Origin of the sequence: Citrobacter sp. W9 (assembly GCF_026719375.1) — a bacterium.
Lineage (GTDB): Bacteria > Pseudomonadota > Gammaproteobacteria > Enterobacterales > Enterobacteriaceae > Citrobacter > Citrobacter werkmanii.
In genome coordinates this window covers 227,321-242,892 of sequence record NZ_JAPPTE010000004.1, presented here as the reverse complement: position 1 = coordinate 242,892, position 15,572 = coordinate 227,321, and the positions used below count along the sequence as shown (strand labels likewise).

15 protein-coding genes and 1 other annotated feature are annotated in these 15,572 nt (G+C 53.6%); of the genes, 11 read left to right on the top strand and 4 right to left on the bottom strand.

Annotated elements, in window-relative coordinates:
- Positions 1 to 58: 58 nt before the first annotated feature.
- Complete coding sequence (gene ettA / locus OOJ59_RS09170; protein ID WP_160955418.1) at positions 59 to 1,726, bottom strand: energy-dependent translational throttle protein EttA; 1,668 nt, start codon at positions 1,724 to 1,726, stop codon at positions 59 to 61.
- A gap of 207 nt (positions 1,727 to 1,933) precedes the next feature.
- On the opposite strand from ettA, the gene sltY reads away from it, so the two are divergent.
- The gene (gene sltY / locus OOJ59_RS09165; RefSeq protein ID WP_160955419.1) at positions 1,934 to 3,871 is read left to right on the top strand and encodes a murein transglycosylase; all 1,938 of its coding nucleotides are present in this window, start codon (positions 1,934 to 1,936) and stop codon (positions 3,869 to 3,871) included.
- Positions 3,872 to 3,960: 89 nt separating this feature from the next.
- Entirely contained in the window at positions 3,961 to 4,287 is a 327-nt protein-coding gene (trpR, locus tag OOJ59_RS09160; protein ID WP_003837292.1) for a trp operon repressor, read from the top strand.
- Between the two features lie 55 nt (positions 4,288 to 4,342).
- Here trpR and yjjX read toward each other — a convergent pair whose 3' ends face one another.
- Entirely contained in the window at positions 4,343 to 4,858 is a 516-nt protein-coding gene (gene yjjX, locus OOJ59_RS09155; RefSeq protein WP_038637026.1) for an inosine/xanthosine triphosphatase, read from the bottom strand.
- A gap of 52 nt (positions 4,859 to 4,910) precedes the next feature.
- Here yjjX and gpmB point away from each other — a divergent pair, with 52 nt between their 5' ends.
- Positions 4,911 to 5,558, top strand: coding sequence for a 2,3-diphosphoglycerate-dependent phosphoglycerate mutase GpmB (gpmB, locus tag OOJ59_RS09150; RefSeq protein ID WP_069324097.1), 648 nt, complete (start codon positions 4,911 to 4,913; stop codon positions 5,556 to 5,558).
- On the opposite strand, the gene robA is transcribed toward gpmB, so the two are convergent.
- The gene (gene robA, locus OOJ59_RS09145) at positions 5,555 to 6,424 is read right to left on the bottom strand and encodes an MDR efflux pump AcrAB transcriptional activator RobA (RefSeq protein ID WP_061382877.1); all 870 of its coding nucleotides are present in this window, start codon (positions 6,422 to 6,424) and stop codon (positions 5,555 to 5,557) included. The two genes, gpmB and robA, sit on opposite strands and share 4 nt — an antisense overlap.
- A gap of 211 nt (positions 6,425 to 6,635) precedes the next feature.
- On the opposite strand from robA, the gene creA reads away from it, so the two are divergent.
- The 4 genes from creA to creD are packed head-to-tail and all read left to right on the top strand — an operon-like array spanning position 6,636 to position 10,654.
- Positions 6,636 to 7,109, top strand: a complete 474-nt coding sequence (gene creA / locus OOJ59_RS09140) for a protein CreA (RefSeq protein WP_038637033.1) — start codon at positions 6,636 to 6,638, stop codon at positions 7,107 to 7,109.
- Between the two features lie 12 nt (positions 7,110 to 7,121).
- On the top strand, positions 7,122 to 7,811 hold the full coding sequence (gene creB / locus OOJ59_RS09135) for a two-component system response regulator CreB (protein WP_159121719.1): 690 nt from the start codon (positions 7,122 to 7,124) through the stop codon (positions 7,809 to 7,811).
- A complete protein-coding gene (gene creC / locus OOJ59_RS09130) occupies positions 7,811 to 9,235 on the top strand; it encodes a two-component system sensor histidine kinase CreC (RefSeq protein WP_160955420.1) in 1,425 nt (474 codons plus the stop codon). The genes creB and creC overlap by 1 nt, the downstream gene beginning before the upstream one ends.
- 57 nt (positions 9,236 to 9,292) lie before the next feature.
- The gene (gene creD, locus OOJ59_RS09125) at positions 9,293 to 10,654 is read left to right on the top strand and encodes a cell envelope integrity protein CreD (RefSeq protein WP_160955421.1); all 1,362 of its coding nucleotides are present in this window, start codon (positions 9,293 to 9,295) and stop codon (positions 10,652 to 10,654) included.
- Between the two features lie 60 nt (positions 10,655 to 10,714).
- Here creD and arcA read toward each other — a convergent pair whose 3' ends face one another.
- The gene (gene arcA / locus OOJ59_RS09120; RefSeq protein ID WP_001194359.1) at positions 10,715 to 11,431 is read right to left on the bottom strand and encodes a two-component system response regulator ArcA; all 717 of its coding nucleotides are present in this window, start codon (positions 11,429 to 11,431) and stop codon (positions 10,715 to 10,717) included.
- Positions 11,432 to 11,526: 95 nt separating this feature from the next.
- Between arcA and yjjY the strand changes: the two genes are divergently transcribed.
- The 4 genes from yjjY (at position 11,527) to thrA (ending at position 15,571) form a co-directional block, all read left to right on the top strand.
- Positions 11,527 to 11,667 carry a protein YjjY gene (gene yjjY / locus OOJ59_RS09115; RefSeq protein WP_042998021.1) on the top strand — a complete coding sequence of 47 codons (141 nt, stop codon included), beginning with the start codon at positions 11,527 to 11,529 and terminating at the stop codon, positions 11,665 to 11,667.
- 398 nt (positions 11,668 to 12,065) lie between these two features.
- Positions 12,066 to 12,752 carry a tRNA/rRNA methyltransferase gene (locus tag OOJ59_RS09110; RefSeq protein WP_087857630.1) on the top strand — a complete coding sequence of 229 codons (687 nt, stop codon included), beginning with the start codon at positions 12,066 to 12,068 and terminating at the stop codon, positions 12,750 to 12,752.
- Positions 12,753 to 12,958: 206 nt separating this feature from the next.
- Positions 12,959 to 13,085, top strand: a sequence feature (Thr leader region).
- Positions 12,964 to 13,029: a thr operon leader peptide gene (gene thrL / locus OOJ59_RS09105; RefSeq protein WP_032337689.1), complete on the top strand. Its 66-nt coding sequence runs from the start codon at positions 12,964 to 12,966 to the stop codon at positions 13,027 to 13,029. (Overlaps the previous feature by 66 nt.)
- A gap of 23 nt (positions 13,086 to 13,108) precedes the next feature.
- Complete coding sequence (thrA, locus tag OOJ59_RS09100) at positions 13,109 to 15,571, top strand: bifunctional aspartate kinase/homoserine dehydrogenase I (RefSeq protein ID WP_069324093.1); 2,463 nt, start codon at positions 13,109 to 13,111, stop codon at positions 15,569 to 15,571.
- The last annotated feature ends 1 nt before the right edge of the window (position 15,572 follow it).

Here is a 15,572-nt window from a genome sequence, read left to right as displayed (position 1 = left end):
CTTATCCGGCCTGGAAGTTGCATTAACCTCGTAGACCGGATACGGCGCTTAACGGTAATTACTTAGAAATACGCTTGTACTTGATACGCTTCGGCTCCAGAGCATCGGCGCCCAGCGTGCGTTTCTTATACTCTTCGTATTCGGTAAAGTTACCTTCGAAGAACTCAACCTTACCTTCATCCTGGTAGTCCAGAATGTGGGTGGCGATACGGTCGAGGAACCAACGGTCGTGCGAGATAACCATCGCGCAGCCCGGGAACTCCAGCAGGGCGTTTTCCAGCGCGCGCAGGGTTTCGATATCCAGGTCGTTGGTCGGTTCATCGAGCAGCAGCATGTTGCCGCCAACCTGCAGTAGCTTCGCCAGGTGCAGACGACCGCGCTCACCGCCGGACAGTTCGCCCACGCGTTTACCCTGATCCACGCCTTTGAAGTTAAAGCGGCCTACGTAGGCGCGGCTTGGCATTTCGGTGTTGCCGATCTTCATGATATCCAGCCCGCCGGAAACTTCTTCCCACACGGTTTTGCTGTTATCCATTGCGTCACGGAACTGGTCAACGGAGGCCAGCTTCACGGTTTCGCCCAGCGTGATGGTGCCGCTGTCAGGCTGTTCCTGGCCGGACATCATGCGGAACAGCGTCGATTTACCCGCGCCGTTCGGACCGATGATGCCGACGATAGCGCCTTTCGGTACCGAGAAGCTCAGGTTGTCGATCAGCACGCGATCGCCGTAGGATTTACGCAGATTGCTGACCTCAACGACTTTATCGCCCAGACGAGGTCCAGGTGGAATAAACAGTTCGTTGGTTTCGTTACGCTTCTGGTATTCGGTGTTATTCAGCTCTTCAAAGCGCGCCAGACGGGCTTTGCCCTTAGACTGGCGGCCTTTCGCACCCTGACGCACCCACTCCAGCTCTTTCTCGATAGATTTACGACGAGCGGCTTCCTGAGAAGCTTCCTGCGCCAGACGCTGATCTTTCTGCTCCAGCCAGGAGGAGTAGTTGCCTTCCCATGGAATACCTTCGCCGCGGTCCAGCTCCAGAATCCAACCCGCAACATTGTCGAGGAAGTAACGGTCGTGGGTAATCGCCACGACGGTACCCTCGAAGTCGTGCAGGAAGCGTTCCAGCCAGGCAACGGATTCGGCATCCAGGTGGTTGGTTGGTTCGTCGAGCAGCAGCATGTCTGGTTTTTCCAGCAGCAGGCGGCACAGCGCGACGCGGCGGCGTTCACCACCGGAAAGGTTCTCGATTTTGGCATCCCAGTCCGGCAGACGCAGGGCGTCAGCGGCACGCTCGAGCTGCACGTTCAGGTTATGGCCGTCGTGCGCCTGAATAATCTCTTCAAACTTGCCCTGCTGCGCGGCCAGTTTATCGAAGTCGGCGTCCGGTTCTGCGTACTTGGCATATACTTCATCCAGGCCTTTCAGGGCGTTAACGACTTCGGCCACCGCTTCTTCAACAGACTCACGGACGGTGTGTTCCGGGTTCAGTTTTGGTTCCTGCGGCAGGTAACCGATTTTAATGCCCGGCTGTGGGCGAGCTTCGCCTTCGATTTCGGTATCAATGCCGGCCATGATGCGCAGCAGGGTAGATTTACCCGCGCCGTTCAGACCGAGTACACCGATTTTGGCGCCAGGGAAGAAGCTCAGTGAGATGTTTTTAAGAATATGACGTTTCGGCGGAACGACTTTGCCGACACGATGCATGGTATAAACGAATTGAGCCACGTGGACTTCGCCTCTTTTATAGTGATGAATAGAGTTATCAAAAGCGAAGTGTAGCCTTTTTCATTGCCCAATCCCAGCCAGCAGATCTCACTCGCAACAAAAGTAAAAAAGTGTCCGTGACGTGGCGCATTCTGCAATGTCTGGTTAGCATGAATGAATTAAGCGGCATGATGCTGCACAGACGTAACATGACAAGAGGAAGAGCTTGTGGACAAAGCCAAACAATTTACCTGGCGCCTGCTGGCGGCCAGCGTATGTCTGCTGACGGTCAGTCAAGTGGCGCGAGCCGATTCCCTGGATGAGCAGCGCAATCGCTATGCGCAAATTAAGCAGGCCTGGGACAACCGACAGATGGATGTCGTAGAGCAGATGATGCCCGGCCTGAAGAACTATCCTCTGTATCCCTATCTGGAATATCGTCAGATTACTGACGATCTGATGAATCAGCCGACCATTACCGTCACCAATTTTGTGCGCGCCAACCCGACGCTGCCCCCGGCGCGTACTCTGCAATCGCGTTTTGTGAATGAACTGGCGCGACGGGAAGACTGGCGTGGACTGCTGGCGTTTAGCCCGGAAAAACCGGGTACCACGGAAGCGCAATGTAACTATTACTTCGCGAAATGGAGTACCGGACAAACCGAAGAGGCATGGCGGGGCGCGAAAGAGCTGTGGCTGACCGGGAAAAGTCAGCCGAACGCCTGTGACAAATTATTCGGCGTGTGGCGCGCCTCAGGCACTCAGGATCCGCTGGCTTATCTGGAGCGTATTCGTCTGGCGATGAAAGCGGGCAATACGGGGCTGGTCACCGCGCTGGCCGGGCAAATGCCTGGGGAATATCAGACGATTGCGTCGGCAATCATTGCGCTGGCTAACGATCCAAACACCGTAATGACCTTTGCGCGCACCACTGGCGCAACGGATTTCACCCGGCAGATGGCGGCGGTGGCTTTTGCCAGCGTGGCGCGTCAGGATGTCGAAAACGCCCGCCTGATGATCCCCTCTTTGGTACAGGCGCAGCAGTTAAATGACGAGCAGACTCAGGAACTGCGCGACATCGTCGCCTGGCGTCTGATGGGCAATGACGTCACCGACGAGCAGGCGAAATGGCGTGATGATGCGATTATGCGCTCAAATTCCACCTCGCTTGTGGAGCGTCGCGTGCGGATGGCGCTGGGAACTGGCGATCGTCGCGGCCTGAATACCTGGCTGGCGCGTCTGCCGATGGATGCAAAAGAAAAAGACGAGTGGCGCTACTGGCAAGCGGATCTGCTGCTGGAGCGCGGGCGCGAGGCGGAAGCGAAAGAGATCCTGCATCAACTCATGCAGCAGCGCGGTTTCTACCCGATGGTGGCGGCGCAACGCCTCGGTGAAGAGTACGAGCTGAAGGTGGATAAAGCGCCAGCGAACGTTGACTCTGCGCTGACTCAGGGACCGGAAATGGCGCGCGTACGCGAGCTGATGTACTGGAATCTGGATAATACCGCGCGCAGTGAATGGGCAAATCTGGTCACCAGCCGCACCAAGTCCGAGCAGGCGCAGCTGGCGCGCTACGCGTTTAACAATCATTGGTGGGATCTGAGCGTACAGGCGACGATCGCCGGTAAACTGTGGGATCATCTGGAAGAGCGCTTCCCGCTGGCCTATAAAGATCTGTTTACCCGCTACACCAGCGGGAAAGATATTCCGCCAAGTTATGCGATGGCGATCGCGCGTCAGGAAAGCGCCTGGAACCCGAAAGTGAAATCGCCGGTTGGCGCCAGTGGGCTGATGCAGATTATGCCGGGCACCGCAACGCACACGGTGAAAATGTTCTCGATTCCGGGTTACAGTAGTCCGAGTCAACTGCTGGATCCTGATACCAACATCAACATTGGCACCAGCTATTTGCAGTATGTTTATCAGCAATTTGGCAATAACCGCATCTTTGCATCGGCGGCCTATAATGCCGGACCGGGGCGTGTGCGCACCTGGTTGGGCAATAGCGCAGGTCGGATCGATGCCGTGGCGTTTGTCGAAAGCATTCCGTTCTCAGAGACGCGTGGTTATGTGAAGAACGTGCTGGCTTACGATGCGTACTATCGTTATTTCCTTGGCGATAAACCGGAGCTGATAAGCGACGCAGAATGGCAACGTCGTTACTGATCGTATCGGTTGTGTTATGCTATCGTACTCGTTAAAGAGTACAAAAGGGGGAGGCAAGCACGCTTCCCCCACAACGATGGCGATATCTTATGACTCAGCAATCACCCTATTCAGCAGAGATGGCAGAACAGCGTCACCAGGAGTGGTTACGTTTTGTCGACTTACTTAAACACGCCTATGAGCAAGATTTACATCTGCCGCTACTCAATTTGATGTTGACGCCGGATGAGCGCGAAGCGTTGGGCACGCGCGTGCGTATCATTGAAGAGCTGTTGCGCGGCGAGATGAGCCAGCGCGAGCTGAAAAATGAGCTTGGGGCGGGCATCGCCACCATTACGCGCGGTTCGAACAGCTTGAAATCCGCGCCGGTGGATCTGCGCCAGTGGCTGGAGCAGGTACTGCTCGGGAAAAATTGATCCGCCGGATGCGGCTTTGCCTTATCCGGCCTATGATTGAACATCCGGCACAATGCTATAAATACACCGCGTTATGAAACGGACTAAGCGCCAGAATGACCGCCTGATGGTAAACGCTTGAGCGCGTCAGCTTACCCGCGGTAAATACGCCAATCGCGCCCTCTTTACGACCAATCTCATCAATGCCTGTGTACTGCGACATCACCGGGCCAAGCGCTTCTCCCTGGCGGACTCTGTCGAGAATAACGGCGGGCAGCGGCAGCGTGGCCGATCGCGCTTCACCGCGCTGAACGCCGTTATCAATCACCACCCAACTGAAGGTGGCGTCATCGTCAATTCCAGCTTCGATGGCTACCCAGAAATCAGCTTGTGGATGCAGGCGTCGCGCATTATCCACGCGATTTCGTGCGCCAGTGCGCGTTTCCTGGCTTCCAAAAGGCTGTTCCGGTACGCCGCTCTCGACGGCGACGGGTTCGATATGGCAGGATCCTTCCCCGAAAATCTCTTCAAATGCCCGGAGAATTGCCTGAATTTTGGCAGGATTGGTGGTAGCAGAGATAACCTTGTGCATAATAAAGCTCAGTTTGAAAATTCATCGCATCGCAGTATAACGGAAAAAAAGCATGTTACAGGTATACCTTGTTCGCCATGGTGAAACGCAGTGGAACGCCGAGCGACGTATTCAAGGCCAGTCAGACAGCCCACTGACCGCTAAAGGTGAGCAGCAGGCCATGCAGGTTGGTGAACGCGCCCGCTCGTTGGGTATTACGCATGTCATCAGTAGTGATTTAGGTCGTACACGACGCACAGCAGAAATCATCGCTCAGGCTTGTGGTTGTGATATCACTTATGACTCCCGGCTGCGTGAACTGAATATGGGCGTGCTGGAAAAACGTCATATCGACACGCTGACGGCTGAAGAAGAGGGCTGGCGTCGTCAGTTGGTGAACGGTACGGTTGATGGGCGTATTCCGGAAGGGGAATCGATGCAGGAGCTGAGCGATCGCGTCAACGCGGCGCTGGCAGCCTGCCTGGACCTTCCGCAGGGGAGCCGCCCACTGTTGGTGAGCCACGGTATTGCGCTGGGCTGCCTGGTGAGTACGATTCTGGGATTGCCGGCATGGGCCGAACGTCGCCTGCGTCTGCGCAATTGCTCTATTTCCCGCGTTGATTACCAGGAAAGTTTATGGCTTGCGCCGGGATGGGTGGTTGAAACGGCAGGGGACATCTCACATCTGGACGCCCCTGCGTTGGATGAGCTGCAGCGTTAGCGGCGAATCGGTATCAGGAATTCGCAGCGCAGGTTGATCGGGCGATCTCCCGCTTTGGCATCTTCAGCCGGGTAGTATCGCTCGATATCCTGCCCTTTACGGCGGGTCAGGTTTAGCATCGGCATGCAGGTGCCGTACACCGTCAGGATAAACTCCTGTACGCCGGTCCCCAGCCCTTCATAGGTAAACATCACGTACTCGCCGCCCTGCAGCAGGATAGGCTGCGCCGCCGGTACATAGCCATTGGCTTGTTCCGGCGTCAGTGCCGTGGTGTAAAACACTTCCTGTTCGTCGTCCTTTTCAATGCTCGGACGCGTTTCGTTCAGCCCGTACAGCACCGGCGGGATTGAAGGCGCATGGCCAAGGAAGTCGCGCCAGAACTGAATACGCATTTCATGACGGAAATCTGAAATCTGTTCCAGCGAGCAGGAATAGCTTTGCGTGGTGCCCAGCAGTTGCGTATCTTCCAGCGTCACAAACTCGTGCGCAGGCATGGCAAATTCACCGAGTCGCATTGGCGGGCGAATACCAAAAGCGCTCCATTCCGGCGAGCGGCGATACAGCGCTGGCGTCTGAGAAAACTGTTTCTTGAACGCGCGGGTAAAGGTTTGTTGAGAGTCGAAGCGGTATTGCAGGGCAATATCCAAAATAGGGCGCGCAGTCAGGCGAAGCGCCACTGCGGATTTCGATAAACGACGGGCGCGGATATAGGCGCCAATAGCATGGCCCGTCACGTCCTTAAACATTCTCTGCAGGTGCCACTTGGAATAGCCTGCTTTTGCCGCCACATTGTCAAGCGACAAAGGCTGATCCAGATGACCTTCCAGCCAGATTAATAGGTCGCGAATAATGCCAGCCTGATCCATAAAATATCCTCATCCTTTCAACAACGAGTACCTGACGTCAGGTATGAGGATAATAGCATTTTTTGTTGTTTTAGCATTCAGTGTTTTTTTTGCTCATAAATGCTTTTTTTGGACATTCGAAAGCGTGATTATTGTAATCCTGTGATCTGTATACGTTTTATCTTAGAATGTCGAATAATTACCCAGAGTAACTTTTAAGAATGGTAACAATATGAAATATAAGAGCTTAGCCATTTCCTCAATTTTGCTGATGTTGGCGCAAGTCGCCCATGCGGAGCAGATTGGATCTGTCGATACGGTGTTCAAAATGTTTGGGCCGGACCATAAAATTGTGGTCGAGGCGTTTGACGATCCGGATGTGACCAATGTGACCTGCTACGTGAGTCGTGCCAAGACCGGCGGCATCAAAGGTGGGTTGGGGCTGGCTGAAGATACCTCTGATGCCGCCATCTCCTGCCAGCAGGTAGGACCGGTGGAACTGAGCGACAGAATCAAGAACGGTAAAGCGCAAGGCGAAGTGGTGTTTAAAAAACGGACCTCGCTGGTGTTTAAGTCCTTACAGGTCGTACGTTTTTATGACGCAAAACGTAATGCGCTGGCCTATCTGGCCTATTCAGATAAAGTGGTTGATGGATCGCCCAAAAATGCCATCAGCGCTGTGCCCATTATGCCGTGGCGGCAATAACAAGGAAGCAAAATGCAACAGCCGTTGATCTGGTTGGTTGAGGATGAGCAGGGCATCGCGGATACGCTTATTTACATGCTGCAGCAGGAAGGCTTTCGCGTAGAAGCGTTTGAGCGCGGGCTGCCGGTGCTGGAAAATGCGCGCCAGAGATGCCCCGATGCGATAATTCTGGACGTCGGCCTGCCGGATATCAGTGGTTTTGAGCTGTGTCGACGCCTGCTGGAACGCCATCCGGCGCTGCCGATCCTCTTTCTCACCGCGCGCAGCGATGAAGTGGACCGCCTGCTGGGGCTGGAGATCGGCGCGGATGATTATGTTGCCAAACCCTTCTCGCCGCGTGAGGTGTGCGCCCGCGTACGTACACTGCTGCGGCGGGTGCAAAAATTCGCCTCTCCTTCCTCCACGACGCGCTGCGGGGATTTTGAGCTTAATGAGCTGGCCGCGCAGATTACCTGGTTCGGTATACCGTTAACTCTGACGCGCTATGAATTCCTGTTGCTGAAAACACTGCTGATGTCGCCGGGGCGCATTTACTCTCGCCAGCAATTGATGGATTTAGTCTGGGCCGATGCGCAGGACACCTTCGACAGAACGGTCGATACCCACATCAAAACGCTGCGAGCCAAACTACGGGCGATCAACCCTGATATCTCGCCCATTAATACGCATCGCGGTATGGGATACAGCCTGAGGAGCGTGTGATGCGCATTGGTATGCGTTTGCTGCTCGGCTATTTCCTGATTGTCGCCGTTGCCGCCTGGTTCGTGTTGTCGATCTTTGTGCAGGAAATTAAGCCTGGCGTCCGCCGGGCGACTGAAGGCACATTGATTGATACCGCCACGTTGCTGGCTGCGCTGGCGCGTGATGATTTACTCTCTGACGCTCCCGCCAACGGTAAGCTGGCGCAGGCATTTTCCCAACTGCATAACCGCCCATTCCGCGCCAATATCAGCGGCATTAACAAAGTGCGTAATGAATACCATGTCTATATGACGGACGCGCAGGGTAAGGTGCTGTTTGATTCCGCTAACAAAGCGGTCGGCCAGGACTACTCCCGTTGGAATGACGTGTGGTTAACGTTGCGTGGGCAGTATGGCGCCCGCAGTACGTTGCAGAATCCGAACGATCCGGAAAGTTCGGTAATGTACGTTGCCGCGCCGATCGTTGACGGCGGGCGTATTATCGGGGTGCTTAGCGTTGGCAAACCCAATGCGGCGATGGCGCCGGTGATTAAACGCAGTGAACGGCGGATGCTGTGGGCCAGCGCGGTATTGCTGGGTATCGCCTTAGTGATTGGCGCGGGGATGGTATGGTGGATCAACCGTTCTATTGCCAGACTGGCGCGCTATGCCGATTCCGTTACTGAGAATCGCCCCGTCCCACTACCTGATTTAGGCAGCAGCGAGCTACGTAAACTGGCGCAGGCGCTGGAAAGTATGCGTCTGAAGCTGGAGGGCAAGAATTATATTGAGCAGTACGTTTATGCGTTAACGCATGAACTCAAAAGTCCTCTGGCGGCCATTCGCGGCGCGGCGGAAATTTTGCGCGAAGGCCCGCCGCCGAACGTGGTGGCGCGTTTTACCGATAATATTCTGGTACAAAATGCGCGCATGCAGGCGCTGGTTGAAACTTTGTTACGCCAGGCGCGCCTGGAGAATCGCCAGGACATTACGTTGACGCCGGTGGCGGTAGATGCGCTGTTTGCCCAGCTCAAAGAGGCCCGAAGCGTGCAGCTGGCGGCAAAAAACATCACGCTGACCATTATGCCTTCATCGTTTAGCATTGATGCCGATCCCGCGCTGCTGGAGCAGGCATTGGGGAATTTGCTCGACAACGCTATCGACTTTACGCCGCAGGACGGAACGATTGTGCTCAGTGCGCATCAGCACGAGGATCAGGTCACGTTGCAGGTTACCGACAGCGGCAGTGGGATCCCTGACTTTGCGTTGCCGCGTATTTTCGAACGCTTCTACTCGCTGCCCCGTGAAAATGGGCTTAAGAGCAGCGGATTGGGACTGGCGTTTGTCAGTGAGGTTGCGCGACTGCATGCAGGCTCGGTGACCTTACGCAATCGACCGGAAGGTGGGGCACAGGCTTCGTTTACGCTTCACCGTCACTTCACATAACTTCAAATTCCCCGCACATAGCTGTTCTACCTTGCTGGTATTGCAAAGGAGAACGCTATGTTGAAATCACCCCTGTTCTGGAAAATCGTCACTTTGGGTGGCGCTATGCTGCTGTTGTTAATTCCCCTGACAATGGTCAGGCAGATAATCGTTGAGCGATCGGACTATCGCAATGATGTTGAAGATGCAATCCGCCAGAGCACCAGCGGACCGCAAAAGATGGTCGGCCCGTTGATTGCCGTTCCGGTGACGGAACTTTATACCGAGCTGGAAGAGGGTAAAGAGGTCCAGCGTAAGCGCAGCTATATCCATTTCTGGTTACCGGAATCGTTGGTCGTCGAGGGAAGCCAAAACGTTGAAGCGCGTAAAATTGGTATTTATGAAGGCCAGGTCTGGCATAACGATTTGGCGGTGAAAGCCGAGTTTAACGCTGAACGTTTGAGTGATTTAAACCATCCTAATGTCAGTATCGGCAAACCGTTCATAGTGGTGGGCGTGGGGGATGCGCGTGGGATCGGCGTGGTGAAATCCCCCATGGTTAACGGCACGTCGCTGGCCGTGGAGCCAGGAACGGGTCTGGCGGGTCGTGCTCAGGGGATCCATATTCCGCTACCCAACGCGAGCTGGGCAGCGCAAAATCTCAGCGTGGCGCTGTCGCTTAATTTGAGCGGAACCGGCGACTTCTCCGTCGTTCCGGTTGGCCGTAACAGTGAAATGACCTTAACCAGCAATTGGCTGCATCCCAATTTTCTTGGGGATTTTCTTCCGGCTAAGCGCGAAATCAGTGACTCTGGATTCAATGCCCAGTGGCAAAGCAGTTGGTTTGCTAATAACCTCGGCGAACGCTTTGATGGTGAAAAGATTGGCTGGGAGGGAATGCCTGCATTTAGCGTCGCTGTCGCCACCCCTGCGGATCAATATCAATTGACGGACAGGGCGACAAAATATGCCATTTTGCTGATTGTGCTGACCTTTATGTCTTTCTTTGTGCTTGAAAGCATGACCAGCCTTCGACTGCACCCGATGCAGTACCTGCTGGTGGGGTTATCGCTGGTGATGTTTTATCTGTTGCTGCTGGCGTTGTCAGAACACATTGGTTTTACCGCCGCGTGGATTACGGCAAGCCTTGTGGGCGCATTGATGAACGGCGTATATCTGCAGGCGATATTACAGGGTTGGCGCAAGAGTATTTTGTTCACCGTAGCGCTGCTGGGGCTGGATGGCGTGATGTGGGTGTTGCTCCGTTCGCAGGACAGTTCTTTACTGCTTGGCACCAGCGTGCTGTTATTCGCGCTGTGTGGCGTGATGTTCCTGACGCGTCATCTTGACTGGCACTCGCTGGCGCAGCCAAAACCAACGTCGAAAGCGCTTCCTGAGCCGCAACCCGATGAGAGTGATGAATTACGTATATGGAAATAGCGGAGCGGTGAAATGAAAAACGGCGCATAAAGCGCCGTTTTTGTACGTGTGAGGATCGAATTAATCCTGCAGGTCGCCGCAGAAACGGTAGCCTTCACCGTGGATGGTAGCGATGATTTCTGGCGTATCCGGCGTTGATTCGAAATGTTTACGAATGCGGCGGATAGTCACGTCAACGGTACGGTCATGTGGCTTCAGTTCGCGACCGGTCATTTTTTTCAGCAGTTCTGCGCGAGACTGGATTTTGCCAGGATTCTCACAGAAGTGAAGCATGGCGCGGAATTCGCTGCGTGGCAGTTTATACTGCTCGCCATCAGGACCAATCAGAGAGCGGCTGTTGATGTCCAGCTCCCAGCCATTGAACTTGTAGCTCTCGACGCTACGGCGTTCTTCGCTGACGGTACCCAGATTCATGGTACGCGACAGCAGGTTACGAGCACGGATAGTCAGTTCGCGCGGGTTAAACGGTTTGGTGATGTAATCGTCGGCGCCGATTTCGAGGCCGAGAATTTTATCGACTTCGTTATCACGGCCCGTCAGGAACATCAGCGCAACGTTAGCTTGTTCGCGGAGTTCGCGCGCTAACAGGAGACCATTTTTCCCAGGCAGATTGATATCCATAATCACAAGGTTGATGTCATATTCAGAGAGAATCTGATGCATTTCCGCGCCATCTGTCGCTTCGAATACATCATAGCCTTCTGCTTCGAAAATGCTTTTCAACGTGTTGCGTGTTACTAACTCGTCTTCAACGATAAGAATGTGCGGGGTCTGCATGTTTGCTACCTAAATTGCCAACTAAATCGAAACAGGAAGTACAAAAGTCCCTGACCTGCCTGATGCATGCCGTAAATTAACATGATCGGCGTAACATGACTAAAGTACGTAATTGCGTTCTTGATGCACTTTCCATCAACGTCAACAACATCATTAGCTTGGTCGTGGGTAGTTTCCCTCTGGACCCGACAGTGTCAAAAACGGCTGTCATCCTAACCATTTTAACAGCAACATAACAGGCTAAGACGTACCGGACACCCAATAAAACTACGCTTCGTTGACATATATCAAGTTCAATTGTAGCACGTTAACAGTTTGATGAAATCAACGCATCCAAATGTTTGCTTTCATCACAAAATTGCAATATTACAACTAGTTGCACGAGCTAATTAATAAATGTAATGAATCCAACCAATGCTATCCATTTTAAATTAAATTATCATGGATAAACAGCAGGATATGCAACTTCTGTTAACATAAAAAGCAATAGTACAGGTTGGAAATAGTTTAGCATTTTTTATTAGATGCGAAATCCTTTTTCAGTGATTTCTGTTAAAAATATGTAAATTCGCGCTGCGTAATATGTTGATGTGCGTCACATTATTACCTGCCGACTGGCCAAAAGAGTATCGAAATGCGTTTAACAATTATTCTGGTTGCCCCTGCCAGAGCGGAAAATATTGGTGCGGCTGCCCGCGCGATGAAGACCATGGGATTCACTCAATTGCGGATCGTGGACAGCGAGGCCCACCTGGAGCCAGCAACGCGATGGGTCGCACATGGATCGGGCGACATTATTGATAATATTAGCGTTTTTCCAACGCTAGCCGAAGCGTTGCACGATGTTGATTTTACCGTTGCGACCACGGCGCGCAGTCGGGCGAAGTTTCATTATTACGCCACGCCGGTCGAACTCGTTCCTCTGTTGCAGGAAAAATCCGCGTGGATGGATCACGCCGCGCTGGTGTTTGGGCGCGAAGATTCCGGGCTGACCAACGAAGAATTAGCGCTGGCGGATATCCTTACTGGGGTACCAATGGTGGCTGACTACCCTTCACTCAATCTGGGGCAGGCGGTGATGGTGTATTGCTATCAATTAGCAGGTTTAATACAACAACCGGTCAAAAATAATGAGGTGACGGATGAACTTCAGTTGCAGGCGTTGCGCGCGCGCGTTTTACGTTTATTAGCCACGCTGAACGTTTCTGACGACATCAAACTCACCGACTGGCTGCAACAGCGAATGGGCTTATTAGGGCAGCGAGACACGGCAATGCTGCACCGTTTTTTACATGATATAGAAAAAAACATAACAAAATAAAATGCTGGTTAATGTTTTATCATTGGCGTTTTGTTTTGGTTTCAAGTGGGTCGGACATACTGTATTGGTTGAAAGTAAAAGGGCAAGCAGTGGCTCATGAACAAGTTTCGGAATGTGATCAATTTAAAAATTTATTGACTTAGGTCAGCAGATACTTTAACCCTAAAAGAATACAAGACAGACAGATAATAATTACAGAGCACACAACATCATGAAACGCATCAGCATCACCATTACCACAACCATCACCATTACCACAGGTAACGGTGCGGGCTGACGCGTACAGGAAACACAAGAAAAAGCCCGCACCTAAACAGTGCGGGCTTTTTTTTCGACCAAAGGCAATGAGGTAAACCATGCGAGTGTTGAAGTTCGGCGGTACATCAGTGGCAAATGCAGAGCGATTTCTGCGGGTTGCCGACATTCTGGAAAGCAATGCCAGACAGGGGCAGGTCGCGACCGTTCTCTCTGCCCCCGCCAAAATTACCAACCATCTGGTGGCGATGATTGAAAAGACCATCGGTGGTCAGGATGCTTTAGCCAACATCAGCGATGCCGAACGCATTTTCTCAGAGCTTTTAGCTGGTCTTGCCGCCGCGCAGGCGGGTTTCCCGCTGGCTCCGCTCAAAGCCTTGGTTGAACAAGAGTTTGCTCAGATTAAGCACGTCCTGCACGGTATCAGCCTGTTGGGGCAGTGCCCGGACAGCATCAATGCCGCGCTTATCTGCCGTGGCGAAAAAATGTCGATCGCCATCATGGCTGGCCTGCTGGAAGCGCGCGGGCACAACGTGACGGTCATCGACCCGGTTGAGAAACTGCTGGCGGTTGGCCATTACCTCGAATCTACTGTTGATATCGCCGAGTCTACGCGCCGCATTGCCGCCAGCCGTATTCCAGCGGACCATATGATTCTGATGGCCGGATTTACCGCCGGGAATGAAAAAGGTGAGTTAGTGGTGCTGGGGCGTAATGGCTCTGACTACTCCGCCGCCGTACTGGCCGCCTGTTTGCGTGCGGACTGTTGCGAGATCTGGACCGATGTCGACGGCGTATATACCTGCGATCCGCGTCAGGTACCCGATGCCCGACTGCTGAAGTCGATGTCTTATCAGGAAGCGATGGAGCTTTCTTACTTCGGCGCTAAAGTACTACATCCGCGCACCATTACCCCTATTGCCCAGTTCCAGATCCCGTGCCTGATTAAAAATACCGGCAATCCGCAAGCGCCCGGTACGCTGATCGGTGCCAGCAGTGATGACGACGACTTGCCGGTAAAAGGCATTTCTAACCTCAATAACATGGCGATGTTTAGCGTCTCCGGCCCTGGAATGAAAGGTATGGTGGGCATGGCGGCGCGCGTTTTCGCCGCGATGTCGCGTGCAGGCATCTCGGTGGTGCTGATCACGCAATCCTCTTCTGAATACAGCATCAGCTTCTGTGTCCCGCAGGGCGACTGCGCGCGTGCGCAGCGCGCGATGCAGGATGAATTCTATCTCGAGCTGAAAGAAGGTCTGCTGGAGCCGCTGGCGGTGACTGAGCGTCTGGCTATCATCTCGGTGGTTGGCGACGGTATGCGCACGTTGCGCGGCATCTCGGCGAAATTCTTTGCCGCGCTGGCTCGTGCGAACATCAATATCGTGGCGATCGCCCAGGGGTCTTCTGAGCGTTCTATTTCGGTGGTGGTGAACAACGACGACGCCACCACCGGCGTACGCGTGACCCATCAGATGCTGTTCAATACCGATCAGGTGATCGAAGTGTTTGTGATTGGCGTCGGTGGGGTGGGCGGTGCGCTGCTGGAGCAGCTTAAACGTCAGCAAACCTGGCTGAAAAACAAGCATATCGATTTGCGCGTGTGCGGCGTGGCGAACTCGAAGGCCCTGCTGACCAACGTCCACGGTCTGAATCTGGAAAACTGGCAGTCTGAGCTGGAGTGTGCGAAAGAGCCTTTCAACCTTGGGCGTTTAATTCGTCTGGTGAAAGAATATCATCTGCTCAATCCGGTGATTGTCGACTGTACCTCAAGCCAGGCGGTGGCGGATCAGTATGCCGACTTCCTGCGCGAAGGCTTCCATGTGGTCACCCCGAACAAAAAGGCCAATACGTCGTCGATGGATTACTACCATCAACTGCGTTTTGCTGCGGCGAAGTCGCGACGTAAATTCCTGTACGACACCAACGTGGGCGCGGGCTTGCCGGTTATTGAAAACCTGCAAAACCTGCTCAGCGCAGGCGATGAACTGCAACGATTCTCCGGCATCCTTTCCGGTTCGCTGTCGTTTATTTTTGGCAAGCTGGATGAAGGCATGAGCTTCTCGCAGGCGACCACCATGGCGCGTGAGCTGGGCTATACCGAGCCCGATCCGCGTGATGATCTTTCCGGTACAGATGTGGCGCGTAAGCTGCTGATCCTGGCCCGTGAAACCGGCCGTGAGCTGGAGCTGTCTGACATTGTCATTGAACCGGTCCTGCCAACAGAATTTGATGATTCCGGTGATGTTCCCGCGTTTATGGCGAAGTTGTCGCAACTGGATGACGCCTTTGCCGCGCGCGTGGCGAAAGCTCGTGATGAGGGGAAAGTATTGCGCTATGTTGGCAATATTGAAGAGGACGGCGTCTGTCGCGTGAAAATTGATGCAGTAGACGGCAACGATCCGCTGTTCAAAGTGAAAAACGGTGAAAACGCGCTGGCGTTCTATAGCCATTACTATCAGCCGTTACCGTTGGTGCTGCGCGGATACGGCGCAGGTAATGACGTAACGGCGGCGGGCGTATTTGCCGACCTGCTACGTACCCTTTCATGGAAGTTAGGAGTCTGAC